Origin of the sequence: Comamonas sp. GCA5 (assembly GCF_036541385.1) — a bacterium.
Taxonomy (GTDB): Bacteria; Pseudomonadota; Gammaproteobacteria; order Burkholderiales; family Burkholderiaceae_C; genus Comamonas; species Comamonas aquatica.
On sequence record NZ_JAZHFR010000011.1, the window covers coordinates 1 to 25,583 of the forward strand.

At 66.6% G+C, this 25,583-nt stretch carries 21 protein-coding genes, 2 pseudogenes and 1 riboswitch; of the genes and pseudogenes, 15 read left to right on the top strand and 8 right to left on the bottom strand.

The window, feature by feature from the left end; genetic code table 11:
- Positions 1–374: 2'-5' RNA ligase family protein (locus SJH88_RS04395; protein ID WP_274753698.1), on the top strand; the 374-nt coding region annotated here is incomplete at its 5' end.
- A gap of 68 nt (positions 375–442) precedes the next feature.
- On the opposite strand, the gene SJH88_RS04400 is transcribed toward SJH88_RS04395, so the two are convergent.
- From SJH88_RS04400 to SJH88_RS04410, 3 genes and pseudogenes are all read right to left on the bottom strand, one after another.
- Entirely contained in the window at positions 443–859 is a 417-nt protein-coding gene (locus SJH88_RS04400; protein WP_274753699.1) for an organic hydroperoxide resistance protein, read from the bottom strand.
- Between the two features lie 33 nt (positions 860–892).
- Positions 893–1,372 carry a MarR family winged helix-turn-helix transcriptional regulator gene (locus tag SJH88_RS04405; protein ID WP_274753700.1) on the bottom strand — a complete coding sequence of 160 codons (480 nt, stop codon included), beginning with the start codon at positions 1,370–1,372 and terminating at the stop codon, positions 893–895.
- 168 nt (positions 1,373–1,540) lie between these two features.
- Positions 1,541–2,388 (bottom strand): annotated as a pseudogene (locus tag SJH88_RS04410) (3-hydroxybutyryl-CoA dehydrogenase).
- Between the two features lie 104 nt (positions 2,389–2,492).
- On the opposite strand from SJH88_RS04410, the gene SJH88_RS04415 reads away from it, so the two are divergent.
- The 5 genes from SJH88_RS04415 (at position 2,493) to SJH88_RS04435 (ending at position 9,737) form a co-directional block, all read left to right on the top strand.
- A complete protein-coding gene (locus tag SJH88_RS04415) occupies positions 2,493–4,142 on the top strand; it encodes a GMC family oxidoreductase (RefSeq protein WP_274753701.1) in 1,650 nt (549 codons plus the stop codon).
- Between the two features lie 153 nt (positions 4,143–4,295).
- Positions 4,296–6,092 carry a PHA/PHB synthase family protein gene (locus tag SJH88_RS04420; protein WP_274753702.1) on the top strand — a complete coding sequence of 599 codons (1,797 nt, stop codon included), beginning with the start codon at positions 4,296–4,298 and terminating at the stop codon, positions 6,090–6,092.
- A 95-nt stretch (positions 6,093–6,187) separates the two neighbouring features.
- The gene (gene fabI / locus SJH88_RS04425) at positions 6,188–6,970 is read left to right on the top strand and encodes an enoyl-ACP reductase FabI (protein ID WP_042418433.1); all 783 of its coding nucleotides are present in this window, start codon (positions 6,188–6,190) and stop codon (positions 6,968–6,970) included.
- A gap of 70 nt (positions 6,971–7,040) precedes the next feature.
- A complete protein-coding gene (locus tag SJH88_RS04430) occupies positions 7,041–8,474 on the top strand; it encodes a bifunctional enoyl-CoA hydratase/phosphate acetyltransferase (RefSeq protein ID WP_260674302.1) in 1,434 nt (477 codons plus the stop codon).
- A gap of 21 nt (positions 8,475–8,495) precedes the next feature.
- The gene (locus SJH88_RS04435; RefSeq protein WP_274753703.1) at positions 8,496–9,737 is read left to right on the top strand and encodes an acetate/propionate family kinase; all 1,242 of its coding nucleotides are present in this window, start codon (positions 8,496–8,498) and stop codon (positions 9,735–9,737) included.
- Positions 9,738–9,768: 31 nt separating this feature from the next.
- Here the strand turns inward: SJH88_RS04435 and SJH88_RS04440 are convergent, their stop codons facing one another.
- Genes SJH88_RS04440 through SJH88_RS04450 form a run of 3 tightly spaced genes read right to left on the bottom strand, consistent with a single transcriptional unit; the run spans position 9,769 to position 14,565 of the window.
- Positions 9,769–10,971 carry a GGDEF domain-containing protein gene (locus tag SJH88_RS04440; protein WP_274753704.1) on the bottom strand — a complete coding sequence of 401 codons (1,203 nt, stop codon included), beginning with the start codon at positions 10,969–10,971 and terminating at the stop codon, positions 9,769–9,771.
- An 18-nt stretch (positions 10,972–10,989) separates the two neighbouring features.
- The gene (locus SJH88_RS04445; RefSeq protein WP_045265991.1) at positions 10,990–12,486 is read right to left on the bottom strand and encodes an AMP nucleosidase; all 1,497 of its coding nucleotides are present in this window, start codon (positions 12,484–12,486) and stop codon (positions 10,990–10,992) included.
- A 3-nt stretch (positions 12,487–12,489) separates the two neighbouring features.
- Positions 12,490–14,565 carry a putative bifunctional diguanylate cyclase/phosphodiesterase gene (locus tag SJH88_RS04450; protein WP_274753705.1) on the bottom strand — a complete coding sequence of 692 codons (2,076 nt, stop codon included), beginning with the start codon at positions 14,563–14,565 and terminating at the stop codon, positions 12,490–12,492.
- Positions 14,566–14,869: 304 nt separating this feature from the next.
- Between SJH88_RS04450 and dtd the strand changes: the two genes are divergently transcribed.
- From dtd to SJH88_RS04475, 5 genes are all read left to right on the top strand, one after another.
- Positions 14,870–15,325 carry a D-aminoacyl-tRNA deacylase gene (dtd, locus tag SJH88_RS04455; protein WP_274753706.1) on the top strand — a complete coding sequence of 152 codons (456 nt, stop codon included), beginning with the start codon at positions 14,870–14,872 and terminating at the stop codon, positions 15,323–15,325.
- Between the two features lie 45 nt (positions 15,326–15,370).
- A riboswitch (S-adenosyl-L-homocysteine riboswitch) is annotated at positions 15,371–15,480 on the top strand.
- Positions 15,481–15,564: 84 nt separating this feature from the next.
- Positions 15,565–16,980, top strand: a complete 1,416-nt coding sequence (gene ahcY / locus SJH88_RS04460; protein WP_183302228.1) for an adenosylhomocysteinase — start codon at positions 15,565–15,567, stop codon at positions 16,978–16,980.
- Positions 16,981–17,105: 125 nt separating this feature from the next.
- Positions 17,106–18,278 carry a TlyA family RNA methyltransferase gene (locus tag SJH88_RS04465; RefSeq protein WP_274753707.1) on the top strand — a complete coding sequence of 391 codons (1,173 nt, stop codon included), beginning with the start codon at positions 17,106–17,108 and terminating at the stop codon, positions 18,276–18,278.
- A gap of 89 nt (positions 18,279–18,367) precedes the next feature.
- Entirely contained in the window at positions 18,368–19,219 is an 852-nt protein-coding gene (gene metF, locus SJH88_RS04470) for a methylenetetrahydrofolate reductase [NAD(P)H] (RefSeq protein ID WP_042418460.1), read from the top strand.
- A gap of 69 nt (positions 19,220–19,288) precedes the next feature.
- Positions 19,289–19,933 carry a septal ring lytic transglycosylase RlpA family protein gene (locus SJH88_RS04475; RefSeq protein ID WP_274753708.1) on the top strand — a complete coding sequence of 215 codons (645 nt, stop codon included), beginning with the start codon at positions 19,289–19,291 and terminating at the stop codon, positions 19,931–19,933.
- A gap of 282 nt (positions 19,934–20,215) precedes the next feature.
- Here SJH88_RS04475 and SJH88_RS04480 read toward each other — a convergent pair whose 3' ends face one another.
- A complete protein-coding gene (locus tag SJH88_RS04480; RefSeq protein WP_274753709.1) occupies positions 20,216–21,118 on the bottom strand; it encodes a 23S rRNA (adenine(2030)-N(6))-methyltransferase RlmJ in 903 nt (300 codons plus the stop codon).
- 320 nt (positions 21,119–21,438) lie between these two features.
- On the opposite strand from SJH88_RS04480, the gene rplM reads away from it, so the two are divergent.
- The 4 genes and pseudogenes from rplM to mdtD all read left to right on the top strand — a co-directional run bounded on the left by rplM (position 21,439) and on the right by mdtD (position 24,414).
- Positions 21,439–21,867, top strand: coding sequence for a 50S ribosomal protein L13 (gene rplM, locus SJH88_RS04485; protein ID WP_003059004.1), 429 nt, complete (start codon positions 21,439–21,441; stop codon positions 21,865–21,867).
- 10 nt (positions 21,868–21,877) lie between these two features.
- On the top strand, positions 21,878–22,270 hold the full coding sequence (rpsI, locus tag SJH88_RS04490) for a 30S ribosomal protein S9 (protein ID WP_042418469.1): 393 nt from the start codon (positions 21,878–21,880) through the stop codon (positions 22,268–22,270).
- Between the two features lie 230 nt (positions 22,271–22,500).
- Positions 22,501–22,866, top strand: coding sequence for an iron-sulfur cluster insertion protein ErpA (erpA, locus tag SJH88_RS04495; RefSeq protein WP_042418472.1), 366 nt, complete (start codon positions 22,501–22,503; stop codon positions 22,864–22,866).
- A 128-nt stretch (positions 22,867–22,994) separates the two neighbouring features.
- Positions 22,995–24,414: pseudogene (mdtD, locus tag SJH88_RS04500) on the top strand (multidrug transporter subunit MdtD).
- A gap of 26 nt (positions 24,415–24,440) precedes the next feature.
- Here the strand turns inward: mdtD and SJH88_RS04505 are convergent.
- Positions 24,441–25,571, bottom strand: a complete 1,131-nt coding sequence (locus tag SJH88_RS04505; protein WP_274753710.1) for an anhydro-N-acetylmuramic acid kinase — start codon at positions 25,569–25,571, stop codon at positions 24,441–24,443.
- Positions 25,572–25,583: the final 12 nt, after the last annotated feature.

The following is a 25,583-nucleotide window of genomic DNA, read 5'->3' on the forward strand; positions in this document are numbered from 1 at the left end:
CGTGGCCGCGGGTGCTGCGCGTGCAGGGCAGCGGCAGCTTCACCACCGTGCCCTACCTGGGGCTGGACCCGGCCGATGCCGCCGCCCTGCAGCCGCTGCACCAGGCCCTGGTGCCCGAGCCGCCGGCCCCGGCGTGGCACTACGTGCCGCACGTGACCCTGGGCCACTATGCCCAGAGCGTGCCGATGGCGCCCATCCTGCACACCCTGCAGGCCGCGCTGGCCGGCCTGGCGCCACTGGCGTGCGCGGCGCCGCAGCTGTGGCTGGTGCGCTACCGCACGCACGCCATCGCCGGCCCCCTGGTTGCCGAAGGCTGCCTGGACCTGACCACGCGCCGCTACACCGCCTTGCCGGGGGCGCTGCTACGGCCCTGAAGGCGCAGCCCCCGGCGCACGCAAAAAAGCCGGGCTGGGCCCGGCTGTGACGAGTGGGTGCGGCGGGCTCAGACCAGGGTCAGCGTCACGTCGATGTTGCCGCGCGTGGCGTTGGAGTAGGGGCAAACCTGGTGGGCAGCGTCGACCAGCTTCTGGGCCTGTTCACGGTCCAGGCCGGGCAGGCTGATCTTCAGGCGGGCGGCGATGCCGTAGGCATTGGGGATGGTGCCCAGGTCGACTTCGGCGTCGATGGCCACGTCCTGGGGCACGGTGATGCCCAGCTTGCCGCCCACGGCCTTCAGCGCGCCAATGAAGCAGGCCGAGTAACCGGCGGCGAACAGCTGCTCGGGGTTGGTGCCGGTGCCGCTGGTGCCGGGCGAGGACAGCTTCACATCCAGGCGACCGTCATCGGTGCGGGCGGCGCCATCGCGGCCGCCGGTGGTGTGGGCGCGGGCGGTGTAGAGAACTTTTTCCAAAGAGGCCATGGTGTGCTCCTGACAAAGGGCTGAGGAATCGCTTCAGGACGAAGCGGGGGACAACGAAAGGGGGGCTGCCAGGCGGTCGCGCAGTTGCTGCACCTGGGCAGTCAGCGCCTGCAGATCGGACAGTGTGCACTGGCTGTGCTGCAGCACGCAGGCGGGAATGCCTGCGGCCTGGGCCTGCAGGGCCCGCCCGGTGGGACTGAGCGTGACGCGCACGCGGCGCTCGTCGGCCGCGTCGCGCTGGCGCTGCAGCCAGCCGGCGGCTTCCATGCGCTTGAGCAGGGGGGTGAGCGTGCCGGAGTCGAGGAACAGGCGCTCGCCCAGTTCCGACACCATCAGGTCATCGCGCTCCCACAACACCAGCAGCACCAGGTACTGCGGGTAGGTCAGGCCCAGGCCTTCGAGCAGGGGCTTGTACAGCTTGGTCATGGCCAGCGATGCCGAATACAGCGCAAAGCACAGCTGGTGGTCCAGTTGCTGGGCGCGGGCATCAAGGGCGGGGGCGGTGGAAGTCATGGATTGAAATGTAGTGCTTAATTAAATTGTGTACAATTTAATTGTGAAATCCATGCTGGCAACAAGGTCAGCACACGGGATAGGCCCCAGCACAACGGCCAGGCAGTGCGCCTGGCCGTGGGAGGGTAGAGCACCCCGCGCAGGGCGTGGGGGTGGGCCAGCAGGTGATCAGTAGGTGTACACGCCCTGGCCGGTCTTGCGGCCCAGGCGGCCGGCGGCCACCATCTCGCGCAGCAGGTAGCAGGGGCGGTACTTGCTGTCGCCGAATTCCTTCAGGTAGACCTCCATCACGGCCAGGCACACGTCCAGGCCGATCATGTCGGCCAGGGCCAGCGGGCCGATGGGCTGGTTGCAGCCCAGCTTCATGCCGGCGTCGATGTCCTCGGCCGTGGCCGTGCCTTCGGACAGCACGTAGAACGCCTCGTTGATCATGGGCACCAGGATGCGGTTGACCACGAAGCCGGGCGCGTTCTTCACGGTGATGGGCGACTTGCCCAGCTTTTCCGACAGGGCCTTGACGGCATCGTGCGTGGCATCGCTGGTCTGCAGGCCACGGATGATCTCCACCAGGGCCATCATGGGCACGGGGTTGAAGAAGTGCATGCCGATGAACTTGTCGGCGCGGCGCGTCACGGCACCCAGCTGGTGATGGAGATGGAGGAGGTGTTGGTGGCAATCAGCACCTCGGGGGCCAGCAGGGCGTCGAGCTGCTGGAGGATCTTGACCTTGAGGTCGTAGTTCTCGGTGGCGGCCTCGATCACCAGTTGGGCGCCCTTCAGGTCGTCATAGCTGGTGGAGGTCTTGATCCGCGCCAGCGCCTGTTCCTTGTCGGCGGCGGTGATCTTTTCCTTCTTGATCAGGCGGTCCAGGCTGCCGGCCACGGTGGCCAGACCCTTTTGCACGGCGGCTTCGGAAATATCGACCATCACCACCTGGATGCCGGACACGGCGCATGCCTGCGCGATGCCGTTGCCCATGGTGCCTGCGCCAACGATGCCTACGGTTTGAATGCTCACAGTGTTATCTCCCCAGTTAATGATTGAAATGCGGGAAAGATGGTAGCGAATTTCCCGCAGCACGCCCGTAAAGTGCGCGTCTTCAGACCGGGGGAGCGAGCAGCATGGATGAAACCTTTGATTTCGTGGTCATCGGCGCAGGCTCTGCGGGCAGCGTGCTGGCTGGCCGTTTGAGCGAGGACGGTGCGCACCAGGTGTGCCTGCTCGAAGCCGGTGGCGCCGATGCCAGCCCGCTGGTGCAGTGCCCGGCCGGCATCGCGGGCCTGGCCAGGACCGGCCAGTTCAACTGGTCGATCGACACCGTGCCCCAACCGGGCCTGAATGGCCGCTGCGGCTTTCAGCCCCGCGGCAAGGTGCTGGGCGGCAGCAGCTCGGTGAATGCCATGATCTACCTGCGCGGACAGCCGCAGGACTACGACGCCTGGGCCGCGCAAGGCAACCCCGGGTGGTCGTGGCAGGAGGTGCTGCCCTGGTTTCTGAAGGCCGAGCACAACGCACGTGGCACGGATGCGCTGCATGCCCAGGGCGGGCCGCTGCATGTGGCGGATTTGCAGCAGCCCAATCCGCTGAGCCTGGATTTTGTCGAGGCCGGGGTGCAGGCGGGGCTGCCCCGCAACGCGGATTTCAACGGTCCCTCCCAGGAAGGTGTTGGCTGCTACCAGGTCACCCAGAAGCAGGGGGAACGCTGCAGTGCTGCCAAGGCCTATCTGACGCCCCACCTCGGTCGCCGCAACCTGCGGGTGCGCACCGGGGCCCAGGTGCTGCGCATCCTGCTGTCGGACACCCCGCAGGGGCTGCGTGCGACCGGGGTGGAATACCTGCGCGATGGCACGCGCCACGTGGTGCAGGCGCGGCGCGAAGTGCTGCTCAGTGCGGGCGCACTGCTGTCGCCCCAGCTGCTGATGCTGTCGGGCCTGGGCCCGGCGGGCCACCTGCAGGAGCTGGGCATCCCGCTGCGGTCCGACCTGCCGGGCGTGGGGGCCAACCTGCATGACCATCTGGATGCGATCTTGCTGTGCGATGCGCCGGGGCTGACGCAGTCGTTCGGCCTGTCGCCCGCCGGGTTGTGGCACGTGGCGCGCGGAGCCTGGCAGTGGCACCGCCAGCGCACCGGGCTGCTGACGACCAACTTTGCCGAGGCCGGCGCCTTTGTGCGCAGCCGTGCGGAGCTGGTGCAGCCCGATCTGCAGCTGCACTTCGTGGTGGGCAAGTTGCTGGACCATGGGCGCCAGACCGTCTGGGGCCATGGTTTTTCCTGCCACCTGTGCCTGCTGCAGCCGCACAGCCGCGGCCAGGTGCGGCTGCGCAGTGCCGATCCGCTGACCCTGCCGGCCGTGGACCCGAACTTCCTGGGCGACGCCCGGGACCTGGCGCCCATGGTGCAAGGGGTGCGCAGCATGCGCCACATCCTGGCCCAGCCGGCGCTGGCGCGCCATGGCGCCAGGGAGCTGCCGGCCTCCGCGGCGGCGCAGACCGAGGCGCAGATCGCCGATTGGCTGCGGCAGACTGCCGACACGATCTACCACCCGGTCGGCACCTGCCGCATGGGCCCCGGCCCCCTGGACGTGGTCGACAGCCAACTGCGGGTGCACGGGGTGCAGGGGCTGCGGGTGGTGGACGCCTCCATCTTCCCTCGCATCACCAGTGGCAACACCAACGCCCCGACCATCATGGTGGCGGAGAAGGCGGCGCACCTGGTGCTGCACGCCGCGCAGCATGCCGCGGCGGTGGCCGGTCCGGCCAGCGTGGCGTAAGGCGCGGAGCGAGGGCCGGGCGTCAAGCCACGGGCGCCGGGAAGCGGGTGAAGCTTGATGCGAATCAAGGTGCGGAGGTTTGGATTTGGTGGTTGCGGTGGTTTTTCCGAGAATGGTTACTGGTAGCTACAGTTGTAACCATTAGGCCCCGAGATGAGCGAGACTTCACCGAACATACCGACCCGCCCAACCCATGGATCTTCCCCTGCCGAAGCCGCGCAGGCCCTGGATGACCAGGTGCGTGCCGCGCTGAGCGCCGGCACCATGGGCCTGTCCCCCGTGGCCCTGGGCCTGGCTGCCGCCGACTGGATGATGCACCTCGCCACGGCGCCGGGCAAACAGATGACGCTGGCCCACAAGGCGGTGCAACTGGCACAACAGGCTGCGCAAGCCAGCCTGCAGCCTGGCAGCGAAAGCGATGCCCGTTTCAAGGACGCCGCCTGGCAGCAATGGCCTTACCGGGCCGTCAAGGAACACTTCAAGGCGGCCGACAGCTGGTGGCGCGAGGCCGCGCAGGTCGAGGGCATGACGCGTCACCACAGCCATGTGGTCGAGTTCTTCACCCGGCAGTGGATGGATGCCCTGTCGCCGTCCAACTGGGCGGCCACCAACCCCGAGGTGCTGGTCAAGGCCAAGGCCACGCAGGGCGAGAGTCTGCGCCAGGGCGTGAAGCTGTTTGCCGAAGATGTGCAGGCCGCGCGCAAGGCCAAGGCCGACACTGCGGCCGACCAGCTGGAGCCGCTGGAATTCGCCGTCGGCCAGGATGTGGCGTGCACACCGGGCAAGGTGGTGTTCCGCAACCACCTGATCGAGTTGATCCAGTACAGCCCGCAGACCGACCAGGTGCTGCCCGAGCCGGTGCTGATCGTGCCCTCGTGCATCATGAAGTACTACATCCTGGACCTGTCGCCGCAGAACTCGATGGTGCGCTACCTGGTCAGCCAGGGCCATACGGTGTTCATCATCTCCTGGCGCAACCCGGACGCCTCCGACCGCGACCTGAAGATGCAGGACTACCTGAGCACCGGCGTGCTGGAGGCCATGGCGGCGGTGAAGTCGCGCACCGGCGCGGCCAGCATCCACACCGTGGGCTATTGCCTGGGCGGCACCTTCCTGGCGATTGCGGCCGCCACCCTGGGGCGCCTGCAGCGCAAGAAGACCCGCACGGCCAAGGAACAGGCCCTGGTGCCGGCCGATATGCCCCAGCTGAGCTCGGTCATCCTGCTGGCGGCGCAAACCGATTTTGCCGAGCCCGGGGAGCTGGGCGTGTTCATCGACGAGGACCAACTGGCCAACCTGCGCCAGCGCATGAACGAGCGTGGCTACCTGTCCGGCAAGCAGATGGGCGGCTCCTTCCAGTTCCTGGCCTCCAAGGACCTGGTGTGGTCGCGCAACACGCGGCGCTACCTGATGGGCGAGGACGATGCCAGCTTCGACCTGATGAGCTGGAATGCCGACCAGACCCGCCTGCCCGCGCGCATGCACAACGAGTACCTGACGTCGCTGTTCCTGAACAATGCGCTGGCATCGGGGCAGTACCGCTTTGCCGGGTCGACGGTGGCCCTGATGGACATCACGGCGCCGATGATGGTGGTGGGTACCACGCGCGACCATGTGTCGCCCTGGAAGTCGGTCTACAAGATCCACCTGCAGACCGACACGCACGTCACCTTCGTGCTGGCCGCCGGTGGGCACAACGCGGGCATCGTCTCCGAGCCTGGCCGGCCACGGCGCAGCTACCAGATCGCCAGTGTGGAAGAGGGCCATGGCTGGACCGATCCCGATGACTGGGCCGCGCGCACGCCGGTGGTCCAGGGCTCCTGGTGGGAGGCCATGGATGCCTGGATCAAGGCCCGCTCGGGCGCACCGATGAAGGCCCAGCCGATCCGGGCCGAGCACGTGGTGTGCGAAGCCCCGGGCGAGTACGTCATGGTGCGTTACGCCGACTGACGGCGGAGCGCATCCCCCCATACGGGCCTGGCCACCGTGTGCCAGGCCCCCGTTTTTCATAGCTACAGCGCCCAGGCGCACGAGAGGGAGAGAGGATGCAGAACAACGCAGCCCATGCATTCAGCGTGGCAGGTAAAAAAGGTCTGGTGCTGGGTGTGGCCAACGATCGCTCGATCGCCTGGGGGTGCACGGCGCAGGCCCGTGCCCAGGGCGCCGAGGTGGTGGCCTCGTGCCTGAACGACAAGGCCCGCAAGTGGGTGACGCCGCTGACCGACCCCATCGGTGTCGACCTGGTGAACTGCAACGTGGAAGAGCCCGGCCAGCTCGAAGCCCTGGTGGAGCACGCCGTGCGCAAGCTGGGCAAGCTGGACTTCGTGATCCACTCGATCGCCTGGGCCCCGCTGGACGATCTGCACGGCGATGTGGTGGACAGCTCGCGCGAAGGGTTTGCCCGGGCGATCAGCGTCTCCTGCCACTCGTTTGCAGAGCTGGCCAAGCTGTGCGCGCCGCACATGCCGGACGGCGGCAGCATGCTGTCGATGAGCTACCTGGGCTCCGGCGAGGCCGTGCCCAACTATGGGCTGATGGGGCCGGTCAAGGCCGCGCTGGAGTCCATGGTGCGCTACATGGCCATGGAGCTGGGGCCGAAGAACATCCGCGTGCATGCCGTCTCGCCCGGCCCGATCCTGACGCGTGCCGCCTCGGGCATCGCCGACTTCGATGGCCTGATGGCCTCGGCCCAGGCCAAGGCGCCGCTGCAGCGGCTGGTCACGCTGGAAGAGATTGCCCAGCTCAGCACCTTCCTGTGCTCGGATGCCGCCTCCGGCATGACGGGTCAGACCATCTATGTGGACGGCGGCGTCCACGCCGTGGACTGAAGATCACCCTGGATTTTTGGCTTTTGCAGAACTGCACCGGCGCCCCGGCGCCGGTCGACCGGAGAAACCCATGAACACCCAAGCCCCTGCGATGGAATGGATGGAAAACGTCACCTACGACGAACTCGAAGTCGGCCAGAGCGCCCGTTTGCTGCGCACCGTGACACTGGAGGACATCCAGGCCTTTGCGGCCGTGTCCGGGGACATCAACCCCGCCCACCTGAACGCCGAATATGCCGACGCCACCATGTTCCACGGCGTGATCGCGCATGGCATGCTGGGCGCGGCGCTGATCTCTGCCCTGTTCGGCACCCAGTTTCCCGGCCCCGGCACGATTTACCTGGGCCAGGAGCTGAAGTTCACCAAGCCGGTGCGCATCGGTGACACCTTGACCGTGGTGGCGACGGTGACCGAAAAGGACGACGAGAAAAAGCGCGTCAAGATGGACTGCCTGGTCACCAACCAGAAGGGCGAAGTGGTGCTCAAGGGCGAAGCCAAGCTGATGCCGCCGACGCAGAAGGTCAAGGTGCCCACGGTGCATGCGCCGCAGATCCAGCTGTTCGACCCGGAGGCCCGCCTCAAGGACTTGCTGGCGCGCGCAGAGCCGCTGCCGGCGGTGCGCTGCGCCGTGGTCCATCCCTGTGACGAAGGATCGCTGAGCGGTGCCATGGACGCGGCACGCCACGGCCTGATCGTGCCGGTGCTGATCGGCCCCGAAGGCCGCATCCGCCGCGCGGCGGAGCAGGCCGGCATCAACCTGGATGGCGTGGAAATCCACGCCGTGGAACACAGCCATGCCGCGGCCGAACTGGCGGCCAGCATGGCGGCCAGCCAGCAGGTGGAAATCCTGATGAAGGGCAGCCTGCACACGGACGAGCTGCTCAAGGCCGTGCTGGCGCAGCCGGCCCTGCGCACGGGCCGCCGCCTGTCGCACGTGTTCCGCTTCGATGTGCCGCTGTACAGCAAGCCCTTGCTGATCACGGACGCGGCCATCAACATCCGCCCCACGCTGCAGGAAAAGGCCGACATCATCCAGAACGCGATCGATTTCGCGCGCGTGCTGGGCACGGCCGTGCCCAAGGTGGCGATCCTGTCGGCCGTGGAAACCGTGACGCCCAGCATTCCCTCCACGCTGGACGCCGCGGCCCTGTGCAAGATGGCCGACCGTGGCCAGATCACGGCGGCGCAGCTCGACGGCCCGCTGGCCTTCGACAACGCCATCTCCATGGACGCGGTGCGCATCAAGGGGATCGCCTCCGAGGTGGCGGGGCAGGCCGATATCCTGGCCGTGCCCGACCTGGAAAGCGGCAACATGGTGGCCAAGCAGCTGGAGTACCTGGCCGGTGCCTCGGGATCCGGGCTGGTGCTCGGCGCCCGCGTGCCGATTGCCCTGACCAGCCGTGCCGACGGCCCGCAGGCCCGCGTGGCCTCGTGCGTGCTGGCGGTGCTGTCCGCCCACGACCGGCGCCAACAGCAGGCGGCCAACGCCTGGAAGCAGGGCTGACCCCAGCCAGGAGACACGCACATGGCCATTCTTGCGGTGAACGCCGGCTCCTCGTCCCTGAAGTTCTCCCTGCACCCGCTGCAGGAAGGGCAGGTGCAGCCCTATGTCCTGTCGGGCTGCATCCAGGGGCTGGAGCCCCAGGGGACGCCCCTCATGGACTGGGTATATCTAGGAAAAAAGCACTCTGAGCCGCTTGCAGTCAGCGCAGGCAGCTCTTCTTTTGAAAGTGCCTTGCAAAGCCTGCGGGCCTTGGTGCACCGCCTGGAGGCGGCACCGGACATCCAGGCCGTCTCGCACCGCGTGGTGCATGGCGGCGGCGTGTTCACGGGGCCGGTGCTGGTGACCGACGAGGTGCTGGCGCGGCTGGCGCGCTTCAACTCGCTGGCGCCTTTGCACCAGCCGCACAACCTGGAGGGCATCCGCCAGTTCCGGGCGGCGTTTCCCCAGCTGCCGCAGGTCGCGTGCTTCGACACGGCCTTCCACGCCAGCATGCCCGAGGTGGACTTTGCCTTCGCCCTGCCGCAAGCGCTGCAGGAGCAGGGCGTGCGCCGCTATGGTTTCCATGGGCTGTCCTACCAGTACATCATGTCGGTGCTGCAGACGCACACCATCCGCGGCCGCGGCCGGGTGGTGATGGCCCACTTGGGCAATGGTGCCAGCCTGTGCGCGGCCCTGGCCGGCAGCAGCGTGGCCACCACCATGGGCTTTTCGGCGCTGGATGGCCTGATGATGGGCACGCGCAGCGGCTCGCTCGATGCTGGGGTGCTGCTGTACCTGATGGAGCAGGGCTGGACCCATGCCCAGATCGAAAAGCTGCTCTACAAGCAAAGCGGGCTGCTGGGCGTGTCCGGCATTTCGGCCGACATGCGCAAGCTGCGGGCCGATGGCAGCGCCCCGGCGCAGCGCGCCATCGACCAGTTCACGCACCGGGTGATCCGCGAAACCGGCGCCCTGGTCGCTTGCCTGGGTGGGCTGGATGCCATCGCCTTCAGCGGCGGCATTGGCGAGAACGATGCCGTGCTGCGCGCCCAGGTGTGCGAGCGCCTGGGCTGGCTGGGCATCCGCATGGACGAGCAGCGCAACCAGGCCGCCAACGGCCAAGGGGCCTATGCCATCCATGCCCCGGACAGCGCCGTGGAGGTGTGGGTGGTGCCCACTGACGAGGGACGCATTGCCGCCAAGGAAGCGGCCGCGCTGCTGGCCGGGCAGCCTGTGGCAGCCCAGCGCCAGGCGCAGCACCCAGCGGCGTTGGCACAGGACTGAGCGTCGCCTTTCGCCGTGCTGCGTCGCGGCTTCAGGCGGGCGTTTGCGCCGGACTGAGGGCTGTGGGCGGTTGCGGCCGCTCCACCACCGTGCCGAACACCAGGCGCCGGCGGCCCTGGCTTTTGGCTTGGTACAAGGCGGTGTCGGCCCGCTGCAGCAGCTGATCCAGGTTTTGATCGCTGCCGGTCTGCAGGGCACAGCCCGCACTGATGTGCAGGGCAAAGCCCAACTCCTGCTGCGCGCGTTGCAGCAGCGCTGCGCTGAAGCGTTGGTAGAAGCTTTGCACGCCATCCGCATCGGCATGCAACAGCAAGCAGAACTCTTCGCCGCCCCAGCGCGATGCCATCTCGTTGGGGCGCATCTCGGCGTGCAAAACCTTGGCGACCAGCTGCAAGGCGTGGTCGCCAGTGGTATGCCCATACTGGTCGTTCACGTTCTTGAAGTGGTCGAGATCCAGCAACACCACCGCCAGCGGCAGATGCTGGCGCTGTGCCAGGGACTGCATGCGCGGTGCGGTTTGCAGCAGCGCATGGCGGTTGGCCAGGCCGGTCAACTGGTCGGTCAAGGCCATGTCACGCAATTTCTGGTTGGTCTCGTCGCGCCAGGCCACCAGCATGCTGACCAGCGCCAGGCTGCTGCACAGCTGGGCCAGGATGGCGAACAGGTAGTTGGCGGCGGAGTCGTGGGCGAATTCCCGCAGCCAGGGGGTGTAGTACGCCAGGTAGGCGCGTGCCAGCAGCCCCAGGCTCATCGTGGTGGCGCAGGCGGCCATCAGATAGCGCCAGCCGCGGGCCACCGGACGCAGGGGGTGCAGGCACATCCAGCCCAGGCAGGCGACGCTGGTGCCATGGTAGAGGCTGTACCACGCCAGCCGTGTCGGGATGTCGTGCAGCCACCAGGCAAAGCCCAGCGGTCCCAGGATGGCCAGTCCGATGACCAGCCAACGCAGGGGGCGTGGTCCCAGCCAGCACTGCAGGGCCTGGGCCATCTGCCATTGGGCGGCGGCGGCTGCACAGGTGGCGGACAGGCTGAGTACTGGGTCCCAGAAGGTGCCGCGGATGCGGCTGGCGGCCAGGATCAAGGACCAGCCCAGGGCTTGCAGGAGAAAGTAGCGCTGCACGTGCCGTGCTGCCGGGCTGACCGGGGAACCCATGGCCCAGGGCAGGGCCAGGCCGATGGCTGCCAGGTTGATGGCGATCAGGATGGCCATCGAAGCGAAGTCCAGCTGGGGCATGGGTGTGGGGCGCGGTTTTTACTGGAAGGCAACTTCGGCAAAGCTGCGCAGCTTGCGGCTGTGCAGGCGTTGCGTACCACCGTCGCGCAGCAGTTCCACGGCACGCATGCCGATGCGCAGGTGCTGGTCCACGCGCTCCCGGTAGAAGTGGTTGGCCATGCCCGGCAGCTTGATCTCGCCGTGCAGCGGTTTGTCGCTGACGCACAGCAGTGTGCCGTAGGGCACGCGAAAACGGAAGCCGTTGGCCGCAATTGTGGCCGACTCCATGTCCAGCGCCACGGCGCGGCTCTGGCTGAAGCGGCGCTGCGGCAGGTTGTCGGGCAGCAGCTCCCAGTTGCGGTTGTCGGTGCTGGCCACGGTGCCGGTGCGCATGATGCGCTTGAGGTCGTCGTCCGATACCTGGGCCACGTCAGCCACCGCCTGTTGCAGCGCCTGCTGGATCTCGGCCAGCGCCGGAATCGGTACCCACAGCGGGAGCTCCTCGTCCAGCACGTGGTCCTCGCGCACGTAGGCGTGGGCCAGCACATAGTCGCCCAGGCGCTGGCTGTTGCGCAGGCCCGCGCAGTGGCCCAGCATCATCCAGGCGTGCGGGCGCAGCACGGCGATGTGGTCGGTGATGGTCTTGGCGTTGGCCGGCCCGACGCCGATGTTGACCATGGTGATGCCGCTGCGGTCGGCGCGCACCAGGTGGTAGGCCGGCATCTGCGGCAGCCGGGGCGGGGGCGCGCCCAGCCTGTCCACATCCTCGGCGGGCAGGCCGGCGCGGCGGGTGACCACGTTGCCGGGCTCGATGAAGGCGATGTACTCGCTGTCCGGTCGGGCCATCTCGGCGTGGCCCAGGCGGATGAATTCGTCGATGTAGAACTGGTAGTTGGTGAACAGCACGAAGTTCTGGAACCACTCGGGCGCCGTGCCCGTGTAGTGGCGCAGCCGGTGCAGCGAATAGTCGATGCGCGGGGCGGTGAACAGCGACAGCGGCAGGGCCCCGCCGGGGCGCGGCTGCCAGGTGCCGTTGGCGATGCCGTCGTCCATGGCGGCCAGGTCCGGCAGGTCGAACACTTCGCGCATGTACTGGCGCCGTTGCGCGCTCAGGCTGCCTTCGACGTGGTCGTTGTCCGCGAACGAGAAGTGGATGGGGATCGGCTGGGTGCTGAGGCTGACCTCGAACTGCACGCCGTGGTTGCGCTCCAGCAGGCTCAGCTGCGTCAGCAGGTAGTGGCCGAACAGGTCGGGCCGGGTGATGGTGGTCTCATAGACCCCGGGATGGTCCAGGAAGCCGAAGGCCAGGCCCGATTCCGGCCGGCGCACGCTGTGGGCCTGGATGCGCAGCAGCGGGTACCAGGCCCGCACGGGCTGCGGGAAATCCTGGCCTTCCACGTAGGCCTGCATGGCCTTGCGCAGGTGGTCGATCTGTTGCTGGTAGAGCCGCTGCAACTGTGCCAGCGCATCCTGGGCGCGGGCAAAGACGGTGGGCTCGGACGCCAGAGTGAAATACGAAACAGGGGTGTGTGCCATGCCTCATTGTGGCGCACTCATTTGACAGCGGTGCTGCTGCCAGCGCAGCGCCTCCTCGGCCGCCATCGGGCGGGCCAGGTAATAGCCCTGGATCAGGTCGCAGTGCATGGCCTGCAGCATGTCCCACTGTTCCTTGGTCTCCACCCCTTCTGCCACCGTGCGCAGGTTCAGGCTGCGCCCCATCTGGATGATGGCCTGGATCAGGCTGACATCGTCGGCATCCTGGGGCGTGTCCTTGACGAAGGAGCGGTCGATCTTGATCTTGTCCAGCGGGTAGCGCTTGAGGTAGGCCAGCGAGGAGTAGCCGGTGCCAAAGTCGTCGATCGACAGGCGCACGCCCAACTGCCGCAGCGCCTGCAGCGTGTGCAGCACATGCTCGGACTGCTTCATCAGCGTGGTCTCGGTCAGCTCGATCTCCAGCCACTGCGGGTCGATGCCGGTGTCGGCCAGCACCAGTTGCACCTCCTCGACCAGGGTGCGCTGGTTGAATTCGGTGGCGGACATGTTCACCGCCACCACCACGGGCGGCAGGCCGGCATCGCGCCAGGCGCGCAGCTGCTTGCAGGCGGCGCGCATCACCCAGCGGTCCACCAGGGAGATCAGGCCCCGCGCCTCGGCAAAGCCGATGAACTCGGCCGGCAGCAGCAGGCCGCGTTGCGGGTGCTGCCAGCGCACCAGGGCCTCGAAGCCCTCCAGCCGGTTGGTGGCCAGGTTCCACAGCGGCTGGAAGTGCAGCACCAGCCCCTGGTCGTTGGCCACGGCCTCGCGCAGCAGGCGGTCCTGCACCAGCAGGCGGCTGGGGCGCACTTGCAGGTGGGCGTTGTAGTACTGCAGGTGGCCCTGGCCCAGGCTTTTGGCGGCCTCCATGGCGGCGCTGGCGTTGAGCATCAGCTCCTCGGCCGTGCTGCCGTCCTCGGGGTAGATGCTGACGCCGATCGAGGCCGGCAGGTTCACCGCCTCCTTGGGCAGCACATAGGGCTTGTTCAGCGCGAAACGCAGTTCACGCAGGATGCAGTCGGGCTGGCAGGCGGTCAGCGGCGAGGCCAGCACCACCACGTACTCGTCGGCGCCCAGCCGGGCGACGAGGTCGTCGGGGTGGACCTTGCTGCGCATGCGGCGCGCGGCATCGATCAGCAGCTTGTCCCCGGCGTCGTGGCCCAGCGAGTCGTTGACGTCCTTGAAGCGGTCCAGGTCCACGTAGAGCACGGCAATGTGCTGCTGCGTGCGCTCGGCCTGCAGCAGCACCTGGCGCAGCTGCTGCATCAGCCCCTGGCGGTTGGGCAGGCGGGTCAGCGGGTCGTGGTTGGCCAGGAAGTAGACCTCGGCCTCGGCGCGCTTGCGCTCGGTGATGTCGTTGAGCACCAGCATGCCGTAGGTGTCCCCATCCTCGGGCAGCAGGTGAACGGCGATTTCCACGTCCAGCTCCTGGCCGCCGTGGTGCAGCAGGCGGGTTTCGTGGGCGTGCTCCGTGCCCTGGTCGATCAGGCTTTGGGCTTCGGCGCGCAGCACGTGGGGCAGCAGGTGCAGTACCGGGCGGTCCAGCAACTGGTGCAGCGGGTAGCCGGTCAGGGCAATCGCGGCTGGGTTGGCGTCGAACACCCGGCCCTGGCGGAAGAAGATGATGGCCTCCCGCGTGGCGTGGGCGTAGCGCTGCAGCCGCGTGTCGCTGTCCTGCACCATCTGCAGGGCGTCGGTGTGCGACAGGTCCTGCAGCGGAATCACCACGATGGCGCGCACCACGCCCTGCTGCACGTCGGCCACCAGCTGGGTGGGCACGGCCTGCTGGCGGGCAAAACGCAGCGGGGTCTGCAGGCTGGTGCCGGGCTGCGGACTGTCGGCCAGGCGCTCCAGCTCGCACTTCCACTCGTTCCAGGTGCAGGGGGACAGATAGCTTTGCGGCGCCTTGTCCAGCAGCTCCTGGCTGGGCATCTCCAGCAGCCGGGCGTAGGTGGCGGTGGCCCAGATGCACCGCCCGCCCGGCCATTGCAGGTAGGCCATGGGCGTGCCGGTGGCCACGGCCACGGCGTGCAGCAGGTCGTGCGGCGGAACGAGGGGGGCACGTGGGGGCACGTTGCTCATGAGACAGATGGGCTTGAGAAGGGCGGTGGTGGCGAGCGGGCGCAAGGCCCGGCTTGCATGGACAATCACCATCATGCAGGAAGAGCCGTGGGTATACCCAAAGCCCGGTGACTGCGTTTTGCGTTACGGCAAGGCGCGCCGCCGATCGCTGCCGTTGGAACAGTTTGTGCCGGGTCTCCCGGACCAACGGCGGTGCCATTGAAAACCGCAGCTGTCTGCGCGCCCAGGGATTGGTTTCTGAATCGTTTTGGCCTGGATTGCCATGTAGGACGAGCGCAGGCAGCTATGAAATTGTGAGATTGGTGTGATCACTGTGTTGCAACGCGTGCGCGCCGCGCATGTCGAAATCGACGGTCAGGTGGTGGGGCGGATCGGCACGGGCCTGCTGGCCCTGGTGTGTGCCGAGCAGGGCGACACCGAGCAGGAGGCCGACAAGCTGCTGGCCAAGGTCCTGAAGCTGCGCATCTTCAGCGATGCCGAGGGCAAGATGAACCGCAGCGTGCAGGACGTGGGCGGTGGGCTGCTCATCGTCAGCCAGTTCACGCTGGCGGCCGATGCCAGCGGCGGCAACCGGCCCAGCTTCACGCAGGCGGCACGGCCCGAAGCGGGACGACGCCTGTACGAGCATGTGGTACAGCAGGCCCGTCGCCTGCACCCCGTGGTGCAGACCGGTGGGTTTGGCGCCGACATGCAGGTGCACCTGGTCAACGACGGGCCGGTGACGATTCCCCTGCGCATCGCTCCCCCTGCTGCGGCCTGAGCCTGGCACGCCGGCCAGGGCTCGATTACAATCTGGCCCTCTTTTCCTTCCGAGGAGCGTTGCAGCGTGCACCCGATGGGCGGTGCCGTGAGGCTCGGAAGGGCAGCAGACCGTGGTCACGCGGCCTCGCTCCTAGGCAACGACGCTCACCCACGCTTTCTGTGCGGTGAGGCCTCTGTCATCAGCCCCCAATCCCCAGAACGTGGTTTTTTCAAGTTGTTTTCCGCACCGGAGAAACCATGAGCAATACCCAAGACCGCGCAATCGCCGACATTTCCCTGGCCGACTGGGGCCGCAAGGAAATCAGGATTGCCGAAACCGAAATGCCCGGCCTGATGGCCATCCGCGAAGAGTTCGCTGCGGCCCAGCCCCTGAAGGGCGCGCGCATCACCGGCTCGCTGCACATGACCATCCAGACGGCCGTGCTGATTGAGACGCTGAAGGCCCTGGGCGCCGATGTGCGCTGGGCGTCGTGCAACATCTTCTCGACCCAGGACCACGCGGCCGCCGCGATCGCCGCCACCGGCACGCCCGTGTTCGCCATCAAGGGTGAATCGCTGGAAGACTACTGGGACTACACCCACCGCATCTTCGAATTCGGCGCCGCCGGCACCGAAGGCGAAGGCCCCAACATGATTCTGGACGATGGTGGCGATGCCACCATGCTGATGCACCTGGGTCAGAAGGCCGAGAAGGACCTGTCCGTGCTGGCCAACCCCGGCTCGGAAGAAGAGCGCATTGTGTTTGCCGCCATCAAGGCCAAGCTGGCCGTGGACCCCACCTGGTACACCCGCAAGTCGGCCCAGATTATCGGCGTGACCGAAGAGACCACCACCGGCGTGCACCGCCTGAACGAGATGAGCGCCAAGGGCACGCTGCTGTTCCGCGCCATCAACGTCAACGACTCGGTGACCAAGTCCAAGTTCGACAACCTGTACGGCTGCCGCGAATCCCTGGTGGACGGTATCAAGCGCGCCACCGACGTGATGATCGCCGGCAAGGTCGCCTGCGTGGCCGGCTACGGTGACGTGGGCAAGGGTTCGGCCCAGGCCCTGCGCGCGCTGTCGGCCCAAGTGTGGGTGACCGAGATCGACCCCATCAACGCCCTGCAGGCCGCCATGGAAGGCTACAAGGTCGTGACCATGGAGTACGCCGCCGACAAGGCCGACATATTCGTGACCACCACCGGCAACAAGGACATCATCCGCCACGAGCACATGGTCGCCATGAAGGACCAGGCCATCGTCTGCAACATCGGTCACTTCGACAACGAAATCGACGTCGCGTCGATCGAGCAGTACCAGTGGGAAGAAGTGAAGCCCCAGGTGGACCAGATCACCTTCCCTGACGGCAAGAAGATCACCCTGCTGGCCAAGGGCCGCCTGGTGAACCTGGGCTGCGCCACCGGCCACCCCAGCTTTGTGATGTCGTCCTCGTTCGCCAACCAGACCATCGCCCAGATCGAGCTGTTCACCAAGCCGGCCGAGTACCAAGCCGGCAAGGTCTACGTGCTGCCCAAGGTCCTGGACGAAAAGGTCGCGCGCCTGCACCTGAAGAAGGTCGGCGCCATGCTGACCGAGCTGACCGATGAGCAAGCCGCCTACATCGGTGTGAACAAGCAAGGCCCTTACAAGCCTGACACCTACCGCTACTGATCATGGCGGACCGGAGCCGCGGCAGGGGCCGTGGCTCTGCCCTGGGTAAACATCTAATTTTGATAGCTGCATGCGCAGACTGGATATGCGCTCAGGGCCTGTTTGAGTATTAAAGGAAAGACGCTATGCGCGCAGATGTATTTTTGGTGGACCACGGCCATGCCACCACCCGCTCCCAAGCGCAGCGCCTGATCGCTTCGGGCGTGGAATGGCGCCTGACGCCGCTGGCCCCGTGGAAGAAGGTCACCAAGAACGGTGACGACATTCCCGCGGGCGTCGAGCTGAAGCTGCTCGACAACGCCGAGGCCAAGTACATCTCGCGCGGTGGCCTGAAGCTCGAAGGCGCGCTGGAGGCCTCCGGCCTGAAGGTCGATGGCCTGCGCTGCCTGGACGTGGGCCAGAGCACCGGCGGCTTCACCGACTGCCTGCTGCAACGCGGCGCGGCCCAGGTGATCGGCGTGGACGTGGGCCACGGCCAGTTGCACGAGCGCCTGCGCGCCGATGTGCGCGTGGTCTGCGTGGAAGGCATGAACGCCCGCGCCATGACCGCCGAGGTGCTGGAAGACGCCTGCGAAGAGGTGATCTCCGAGCGCTGGGAAGAGGAAGAAGACAACGACACCCAGCCCAAGGCGCCCTATGCCTGGATGCGCAACGGTGGCCAGGTCGACGAGGACTACGACGACAGCAACGACGCCAAGGACAGCGACATCGAGGCCTTCAAGGCCGAGCGCGCGGCCAAGGCCAAGGCGCGCGAAGAGGGTACTGTGCCGACCGAGCGCCGCCGTAAGGCGGAATACGCCGAGGTGGACACCACGCCCCTGTTCGACTTCGTCACCGGCGATGTGTCCTTCATTTCGCTGACCCTGGTGCTGCCCGCCGTGGTGCGCTTGCTCAAGCCGCACGGCCAGCTGCTGATGCTGGTCAAGCCCCAGTTCGAGCTGCAGCCCGGCCAGATCGGCAAGGGCGGCATCGTGCGCGAGCCGGCCCACTTCCAGGAAGTGGAAGAGCGCGTGCACACCTGCCTGACCGAGCTGGGTCTGGAGGTCAAGGCCTGGATGGAATCCGCCATCGAAGGTGGCGACGGCAACCGTGAGTTCTTCATCCATGCGGTACAAGGCCAGACCATCAAGGGGCTGGGTGAGCCCCTGCCCGATCAGCCCGCGGCGCCGGCGGCCAAGCGCGTGTCGCGCACGGTGCTGCGCGAGCTCAAGCGCATCGACGTGATCGACGACGAGGAAGACGGCTACAACGTCCCCGGCCCGGCCCGGCCCAAGCGCAAGAACACCAAGAAATACTGACGGTGGAACCCGGGGTGCCCGCAGGACTGCAGGCCCCTGGCCGTGACCCCAGACCGCCAACAGCCTGCCGGGAGGGCAGGCGAGGAGAGATGAACGTGGCAAACGCAAACCCCAGCAGCTTCCCCATCAGCTTCGAGTTTTTTCCCACCAAGACGCCCGAAGGCGCGGCCAAGCACGTGCAGGTGCGCCAGGACCTGTACGCGCGCAAGCCCGAGTTCTGCTCGGTGACCTATGGCGCGGGCGGCTCCACGCAGGCCGGCACCTTCAGCATGGTGCGCGACATCCAGGCCGAAGGCATGCAGGCGGCTTCGCACTTTTCCTGCATCGGTGCGACCAGCGACAAGGTGCGCGCGGAGCTGCAGCAGCTCCAGGACATGGGCGTGCGGCGCATCGTGGCGCTGCGCGGCGACCTGCCCAGCGGCTATGGCCTGGGCGGTGAATTCCACTACGCCAGCGATCTGGTGGCCTTCATCCGCCGCGAGTTCGGCGACTGGTTCCACATCGAGGTGGCGGCCTACCCCGAGACCCACCCCCAGGCCCGCTCGCCCGAGGCGGACCTGAAAGCTTTTGCTACAAAAATCCAGGCCGGCGCCAGCTCCGGAATCACCCAATATTTCTACAATGCGGACGCTTATTTTCGTTTTGTCGAGGGGATTCAAGCACTTGGCGTGTCGGCTCCGGTGGTTCCGGGTATCATGCCGATCACCAATTCCTCCCAACTCATGCGCTTTTCCGACGCGACAGGCGCTGAGATTCCCCGCTGGATCCGCCTGCGCCTGCAGGCCTACGGGGACGACGTGACCTCCATCCGGGCCTTCGGTCTGGACGTGGTCACTCGCTTGTGCGAGCAGCTGCGCGACCAAGGCGCACCCGGCTTGCACTTTTATACGATGAACCAGAGCGCTGCCACTTTGGAGCTGTGTGACCGTTTGGGCCTGTAAACCGGCTTGTGCGTGACCCTGACCCTGTGGTGCGGCTTTTTGAGCGCTCACCGTGAGAAGGGTTAGACCATGTCCGCACTTGCGTGCCAGCCTGCTGCCACCGCCAATGTGTATCTGAAGTTTTCGCTGCGCCGCAGCGCCTGGCCTGCGGCTTCCGCCCTGCTGGTCACGCTGCTCAGCGCCTGCGCACCGCTGCCCCCGGCGACCGAGACGGTCGCGGTCAGTGCCCCTTCCGCCACCAGCACCGCACCGCGCGCCAGCGGCCGCACCGGCTCTGAAGCCCTGGCCCGTATGGCGCCCCCTGCGCTGCGTCCCGACCGCCTGGGTGATCCCGCCAAGGCCGTGCAGCAAAGCCTGTACGACCTGGAGCTGCCCGAGGTGGATCAGCAGGGCATTGCCTCCTGGTACGGCCCGGGCTTCCATGGTCGTAAGACGGCCAACGGCGAGCGCTTCAACCAGTACGAGCTGACCGCGGCCCACCCCACCTACGAATTCGGCACCCAGCTGTGCGTGCGCAGCAAGAGCACCGGCCAGGCCGTGGTGGTGCGCGTGAACGACCGGGGTCCGTTTGCCAAGAACCGCGTGATCGACCTGAGCAAGGCTGCGGCCGAGGAAATCGGCATGCTGGGCAAGGGTGTGAAGACTGTGGAAATCTACAAGCTGGACGACGGCCAGGACAGCTGCCCCGAGGCACTGCTGGCGGCCAACAACTGAACGGGATCTCCGGCGCGGCCAGCGTGCCGCCGGGTATCGGTGAAAAAAAGGAGCTGTCAGCGCTTGTCGTTCGTGGATTTCGAGAGCTTTAAGCCCTGGAATCCTTGAAAAGACAGCGCTGACAGCTCCTTTTTTATGTGGCGTTGTGACGTGCCGTGCAGGCGGTCCGCGATGAATCTGCGCGTTTATCGCGCTTGCCGTGCGACGTGCCCGGTCAGGCCATGGCCCTGCTGCGGTGCGGCCTGGGGCGCATCCCCGGGGCTTTGCCGCGCCTGGGCGTGTTTACTCGCCGTATTCCAGGGTGTGCGTGGCGTTCTTGTCCTGGGCCAGCAGTTGCTGCATCTGCGGCAGGGCTTCCTTGAGCGCCGCGCGCAGCGTGAACGGCGGGTTGATCAGGAACATGCCGCTGGCGGGCAGGCCGGGGCGCTTGGCCTCGGTGGTGTTGCCCCAGTCGTTCACCTCGCTGCGCAGCTTGCTGCCCTTGACCGTGAGCGTGGCGTGCAGCCAGCCCTTGCCGGCCTTGGTGGCGATGGTCTTCAGGCGCTTGGGCAGGTCGTGCGCATCCTGGCGCGGGATGATGGGGTACCAGACCGCGTAGGTGCCGGTGGCAAAGCGCACCAGCGCGTCTTCGATCATGCTGATCACGCGGCCGTAGTCGGTCTTCATCTCGTAGCTGGGGTCGCACAGCAGAAAGCCGCGGCGCGAGGGCGGGGGCAGGAAGCGCTTGACGCCGTTGAAGCCGTCCTCCATCAGGATCTCCACCTGCTTGCCGCTGTCCAGTTGCGCCATGTTGCCGTCCAGCGCGCGCCAGTCAGTGGGGTGCAGCTCAAACAGGCGCAGCTTGTCCTGCGGGCGCAGCAGGCTGTGGGTGATGAAGGGCGAGCCGGGGTAGGTCTTCACGCCCTTGCCCTGGTTCACGCTGCGCACGGTCTGTACATAGGCGCGCAGGGCCGGTGCCAGCTGAGCTTCGGGCACGTCGATCAGGCGGGCGATGCCGTCCTTGGCCTCGCCGCTGGTGCTGGCGAAGTCGCCGTCCAGGCGGTACAGGCCGGCGCCGGCGTGCGTGTCGATCACGCTGATGGCCGTGTCCTTCTGGGTCATGTGTTGCAGGGCGGCGATCAGGACGGTGTGCTTGAGGACGTCGGCGTGGTTGCCGGCGTGAAAGCCGTGGCGGTAGCTGAACATAGGTCGTAATTCTTTTCTTGGCAGTGCGGCAGCCGGGCTGCAGCGGGGCAGGCGGCCCGGGGCCGCAGGGATGGGGTCCAGTGTCCTGGGATTCGTGCGCGTGTGCCTAAATCCACATGCCGACAAAGGTGCATGGCCGTATTGGACGCTATTTTGTATAATGGCGGGCTTCGCAGCGATTTTATGGGTCCCGCGGCGAAGTGTTTGGGAGCGATCCCAGGCAGTCCCCGCCTAAGAGGCTTCCTGCTCCAGCGATGGAGTCAAGAAGAAGCACCGACCGCGGAAAAGGATCCGCCAAACCCTCTAGAAAGAGAAATCTCATGTCTACATTCAGCGCAAAGCCCGCTGAGGTGCAACACGAGTGGTTTGTGATTGACGCCACCGACAAGGTGCTCGGACGTGTCGCCAGCGAAGTGGCACTCCGTCTGCGCGGCAAGCACAAGGCCATCTACACACCTCACGTTGACACCGGCGACTACATCGTCATCATCAACGCCTCCAAGCTCAAGGTCACTGGCACCAAGAACCTGGACAAGGTGTACTACCGTCACTCCGGTTTCCCCGGCGGCATCACTGCCACCAACTTCCGCGACCTGCAGGCTAAGTTCCCTGGCCGCGCTCTGGAAAAGGCCGTCAAGGGCATGCTGCCCAAGGGTCCCCTGGGCTACGCCATGATCAAGAAGCTGAAGGTGTACGGCGGTGCTGAGCACCCCCATACCGCACAGCAGCCTAAGGCTCTGGAAATCTAAGGAGACCTCAATGATTGGTGATTGGAACAACGGTACCGGCCGTCGCAAGTCTAGCGTCGCTCGTGTATTCCTGAAGAAGGGCTCCGGCAAGATCACTGTGAATGGCAAAGACATTCAACAGTACTTCGGCCGCGAAACCTCCATCATGATCGCTAAGCAGCCTCTGGTGCTGACTGGTAACGTCGAAGCTTTCGACATCCAGATCAACGTCCATGGCGGCGGCGAATCTGGTCAGGCTGGCGCTGCCCGCCACGGCATCACACGTGCCCTGATCGACTATGACGCGGCCCTGAAGCCTGCACTGAGCCAAGCCGGCTTCGTGACTCGCGACGCCCGTGAAGTCGAGCGTAAGAAGGTCGGTCTGCGTGGTGCACGTCGCGCCAAGCAGTTCTCGAAGCGTTAATTCGTTTCAGACCTCGGCAGGCTGTTCTTCGGAGCGGCCTTGCCACAAAAAAGCCGCTGGGCCTTCGGGTCAGGCGGCTTTTTTGTGGGATGACGTCCCGTGGCCCGCTGGCTCCAGCGGACCCGGGCAATGCCCCCACTGCCACTGCCGTCAAACGCGCTGGGGACCGAATTCCCGAGCGGATTGCAGTACCATTCGAGCCGATTTCAGAGAACACTCGGAGTATCCCCATGAGCGCCGTTGCCGAACAACAAGTCACAGACATGCCTGATCCCATCGTTTTCACCGACAGCGCGGCTGCCAAGGTGGCGGATCTGATCGCGGAAGAAGGCAATCCCGATCTGAAGCTGCGTGTCTTCGTGCAGGGCGGCGGCTGCTCGGGCTTCCAGTACGGCTTCACGTTCGACGAGATCACCAACGACGACGACACCACCATGACCAAGAATGGCGTGTCGCTGCTGATCGACGCCATGAGCTACCAGTACCTGATCGGTGCCGAGATCGACTACAAGGAAGACCTGCAGGGCGCGCAGTTCGTGATCAAGAACCCCAACGCCAGCACCACCTGCGGCTGCGGTTCCAGCTTCTCGGTCTGATCCCGAGGTGGCGGATCTGCAGGATTCGCCCTCTCCCTCCAAGAAGCCGCTGCCTCCAGCGGCTTTTTTGTATTCAAATTGGGGTTTTACCCTGATCCAGCCTGCGCAGTCAGCTCATCTTTTTATCCATGAACGCAGTCCCCCCCACTTCTTCCATGGCCAGTGAACGCCTGTTGTGGCTGGTCGCGGTCGGCTTTTTCATGCAGACGCTGGATGCCACCATCCTGAACACGGCCCTGCCCAGCATGGCCGCATCGCTGGGGGAAAGTCCGCTGCAGATGCAGTCGGTGATCGTGGCGTATGCCCTGACCACGGCCATGCTGATCCCGGCTACGGGCTGGGTGGCGGACCGGTTCGGCACGCGCCGCATCTACACCGCCGCCATGGCCTTGTTCGTGCTGGGCTCGGTGCTGTGCGCGCTGGCGCCGTCGCTGCAGTTCCTGGTGGGCGCGCGCGTGGTGCAGGGGGTGGGCGGTGCCATGATGCTGCCGGTCGGGCGGCTGGCGGTGCTGCGGGCCTATCCGCGCGATGCCTTCATCCGTGCCATGAGCTTCATCGCCATCCCGGGGCAGGTGGGGCCGCTGCTGGGCCCCGCCCTGGGGGGGCTGGCTGGTGGAATATGCCTCCTGGCACTGGATTTTCTGGATCAATGTGCCCGTCGGGGTGGTCGGCATCTGGGCGGCCTGGCGCTGGATGCCCAAGTCGGATGCACAGCCGCCACGGCCGTTTGATGGGGTGGGCTTCAGCCTGCTGGCCACAGGCATGGTCGGGGTGTCGCTGGCCCTGGATGTCTTGTCGGGCATCGGCATGGGGCGGGCCCTGGTGACGGTGTTGCTGGTCTTCGGCATGGCCAGCCTGGCGGCCTACTGGTTGCATGCGCTGCGCACGCCCACGCCACTGTTTGCACCGGCGCTGTTTCAGGTGCGCTCGTTGCGCGTCGGCCTGATGGGCAATCTGTTCGCACGCCTGGGCAGTGGCGCGGCGCCATTCCTGGTGCCGCTGATGCTGCAGGTGGGGCTGGGTCTGTCACCGTTCCATGCCGGCAGCATGATGCTGGCCATGGTCATCGGCAGCATGCTGGTCAAGCGCATGGCCGTGCGCACGGTGCTGCGCTATGGCTACAAGCGTGTGCTGCAGGTGAACTCGGTGCTGCTGGGGCTGATGATTGCCTGCCTGGGATGGATACACCCGGGGCAGCCGATGTGGTTGATCCTGCTGCAGCTGTTCATCTTCGGTGGTATCAACTCCATGCAGTTCTCGGCCATGAACTCGGTCACGCTCAAGGACATGACCGGCGAGTCCGCCAGCAGCGGCAACAGCCTGCTGTCCATGGTGCAGATGCTGGCCATGAGCATGGGCGTGGCCGTGGCGGGGGCGGTGCTGGCCAGCTATGCCGACCTGTGGCAGGCCCGCGAGGGCTACAAGCTGCTGGCCTTGCAGGCCACCTTCGTCACGGTGGGGGTGATGACGCTGGCGGCCACGCTGGTCTTCAGCCAGCTGGATGCGGACGAGCGCATCACGCCCACGCCCGACCGCCCCGAGGGCTGAGACGGTCCCGCACCCGCGCGTGCCGCTCAGGCGGGGTAGATCGCGCCCAGAATCCGGGGCCCCTTGGCGCCGGTGACCGTCGGCAGGTTGCCCGGCAAACCGTGCAGGCACTGGCGTGCCAGCCAGGCGAAGGCCGCGGCCTCCACCTGCAGCGGCGGCAGTCCCTGTGCGGCGGTGCTGGTGACGGTGTACGCCGGCAGTAGGGCCTGCAGCTGGCACATCAGCTCGGTATTCAATGCGCCGCCCCCGCAGACCAGCAAGCGACCACTGTCACCCGCATGCCGTTGCACCGCGTCGGCACAGCTGTGGGCGGTCAGTGCGGTCAAGGTGGTCTGGACATCCTGGGCCGGGATCGTGGCTGCCACGCGCTGGAGTTGCGCCTGCAGCCAGTGCGGGTTGAACAGGTCGCGTCCGGTGCTCTTGGGGGGCGGTTGCTGCAGAAAGGGTTCTGCCAGCAGCTGCTGCAGCAAGGCCGGGTGCACTTGGCCGCCGGCAGCCCAGCGGCCCTGGTCGTCGTAGGCTGCGCCCGTGTGCTGCAGGCACCACCAGTCCATCAGCGCGTTGCCGGGGCCGCAGTCAAAACCAAGGATGACCGCATCGGCCTGGGTGCTGGGCGGCAGGATGCTGAGGTTGGCAATCCCGCCGATGTTGAGCACCGCCGTGGTGGTCTGCGCATCGGCGAAGACGCCCTGGTGAAAGGCGGGGACCAGGGGCGCACCCTGGCCGGCGGCCGCCACATCGCGGCTGCGCAGGTCGGCGACCACGGTGATCCCCGTGGCTTCGGCCAGCAGCGCCGGGTTTTGCAGCTGCAGGGTGTAGCCCGTGCCGTCGTGCAGCTGTGGCTGGTGGCGCACGGTCTGCCCGTGGGCGCCAATCGCCCGTACCGCACTCGGGGGCAGGTCGGCCTGCTGCAACAGCTGCCGCACCACCGCGGCATAGGCGCGACTGATAGCGTTGCCGGCCAGGGCCGCGCGGTGCAATTCGTTGACGCCGTCGGGGCTGTTCAAGGCCAGCAGCTCCTGGCGCAAGGGGGTGGGGAAGGGTTGGCAGGCGTAGGCCAGGACCTGCGATGGCTGGTCTGCCTGCCAGCGTACCAGCACGCCATCCACGCCGTCGAGGGAGGTGCCTGACATCAGGCCAATAAAGTGTTCAGGCATCGTCACAAGCTG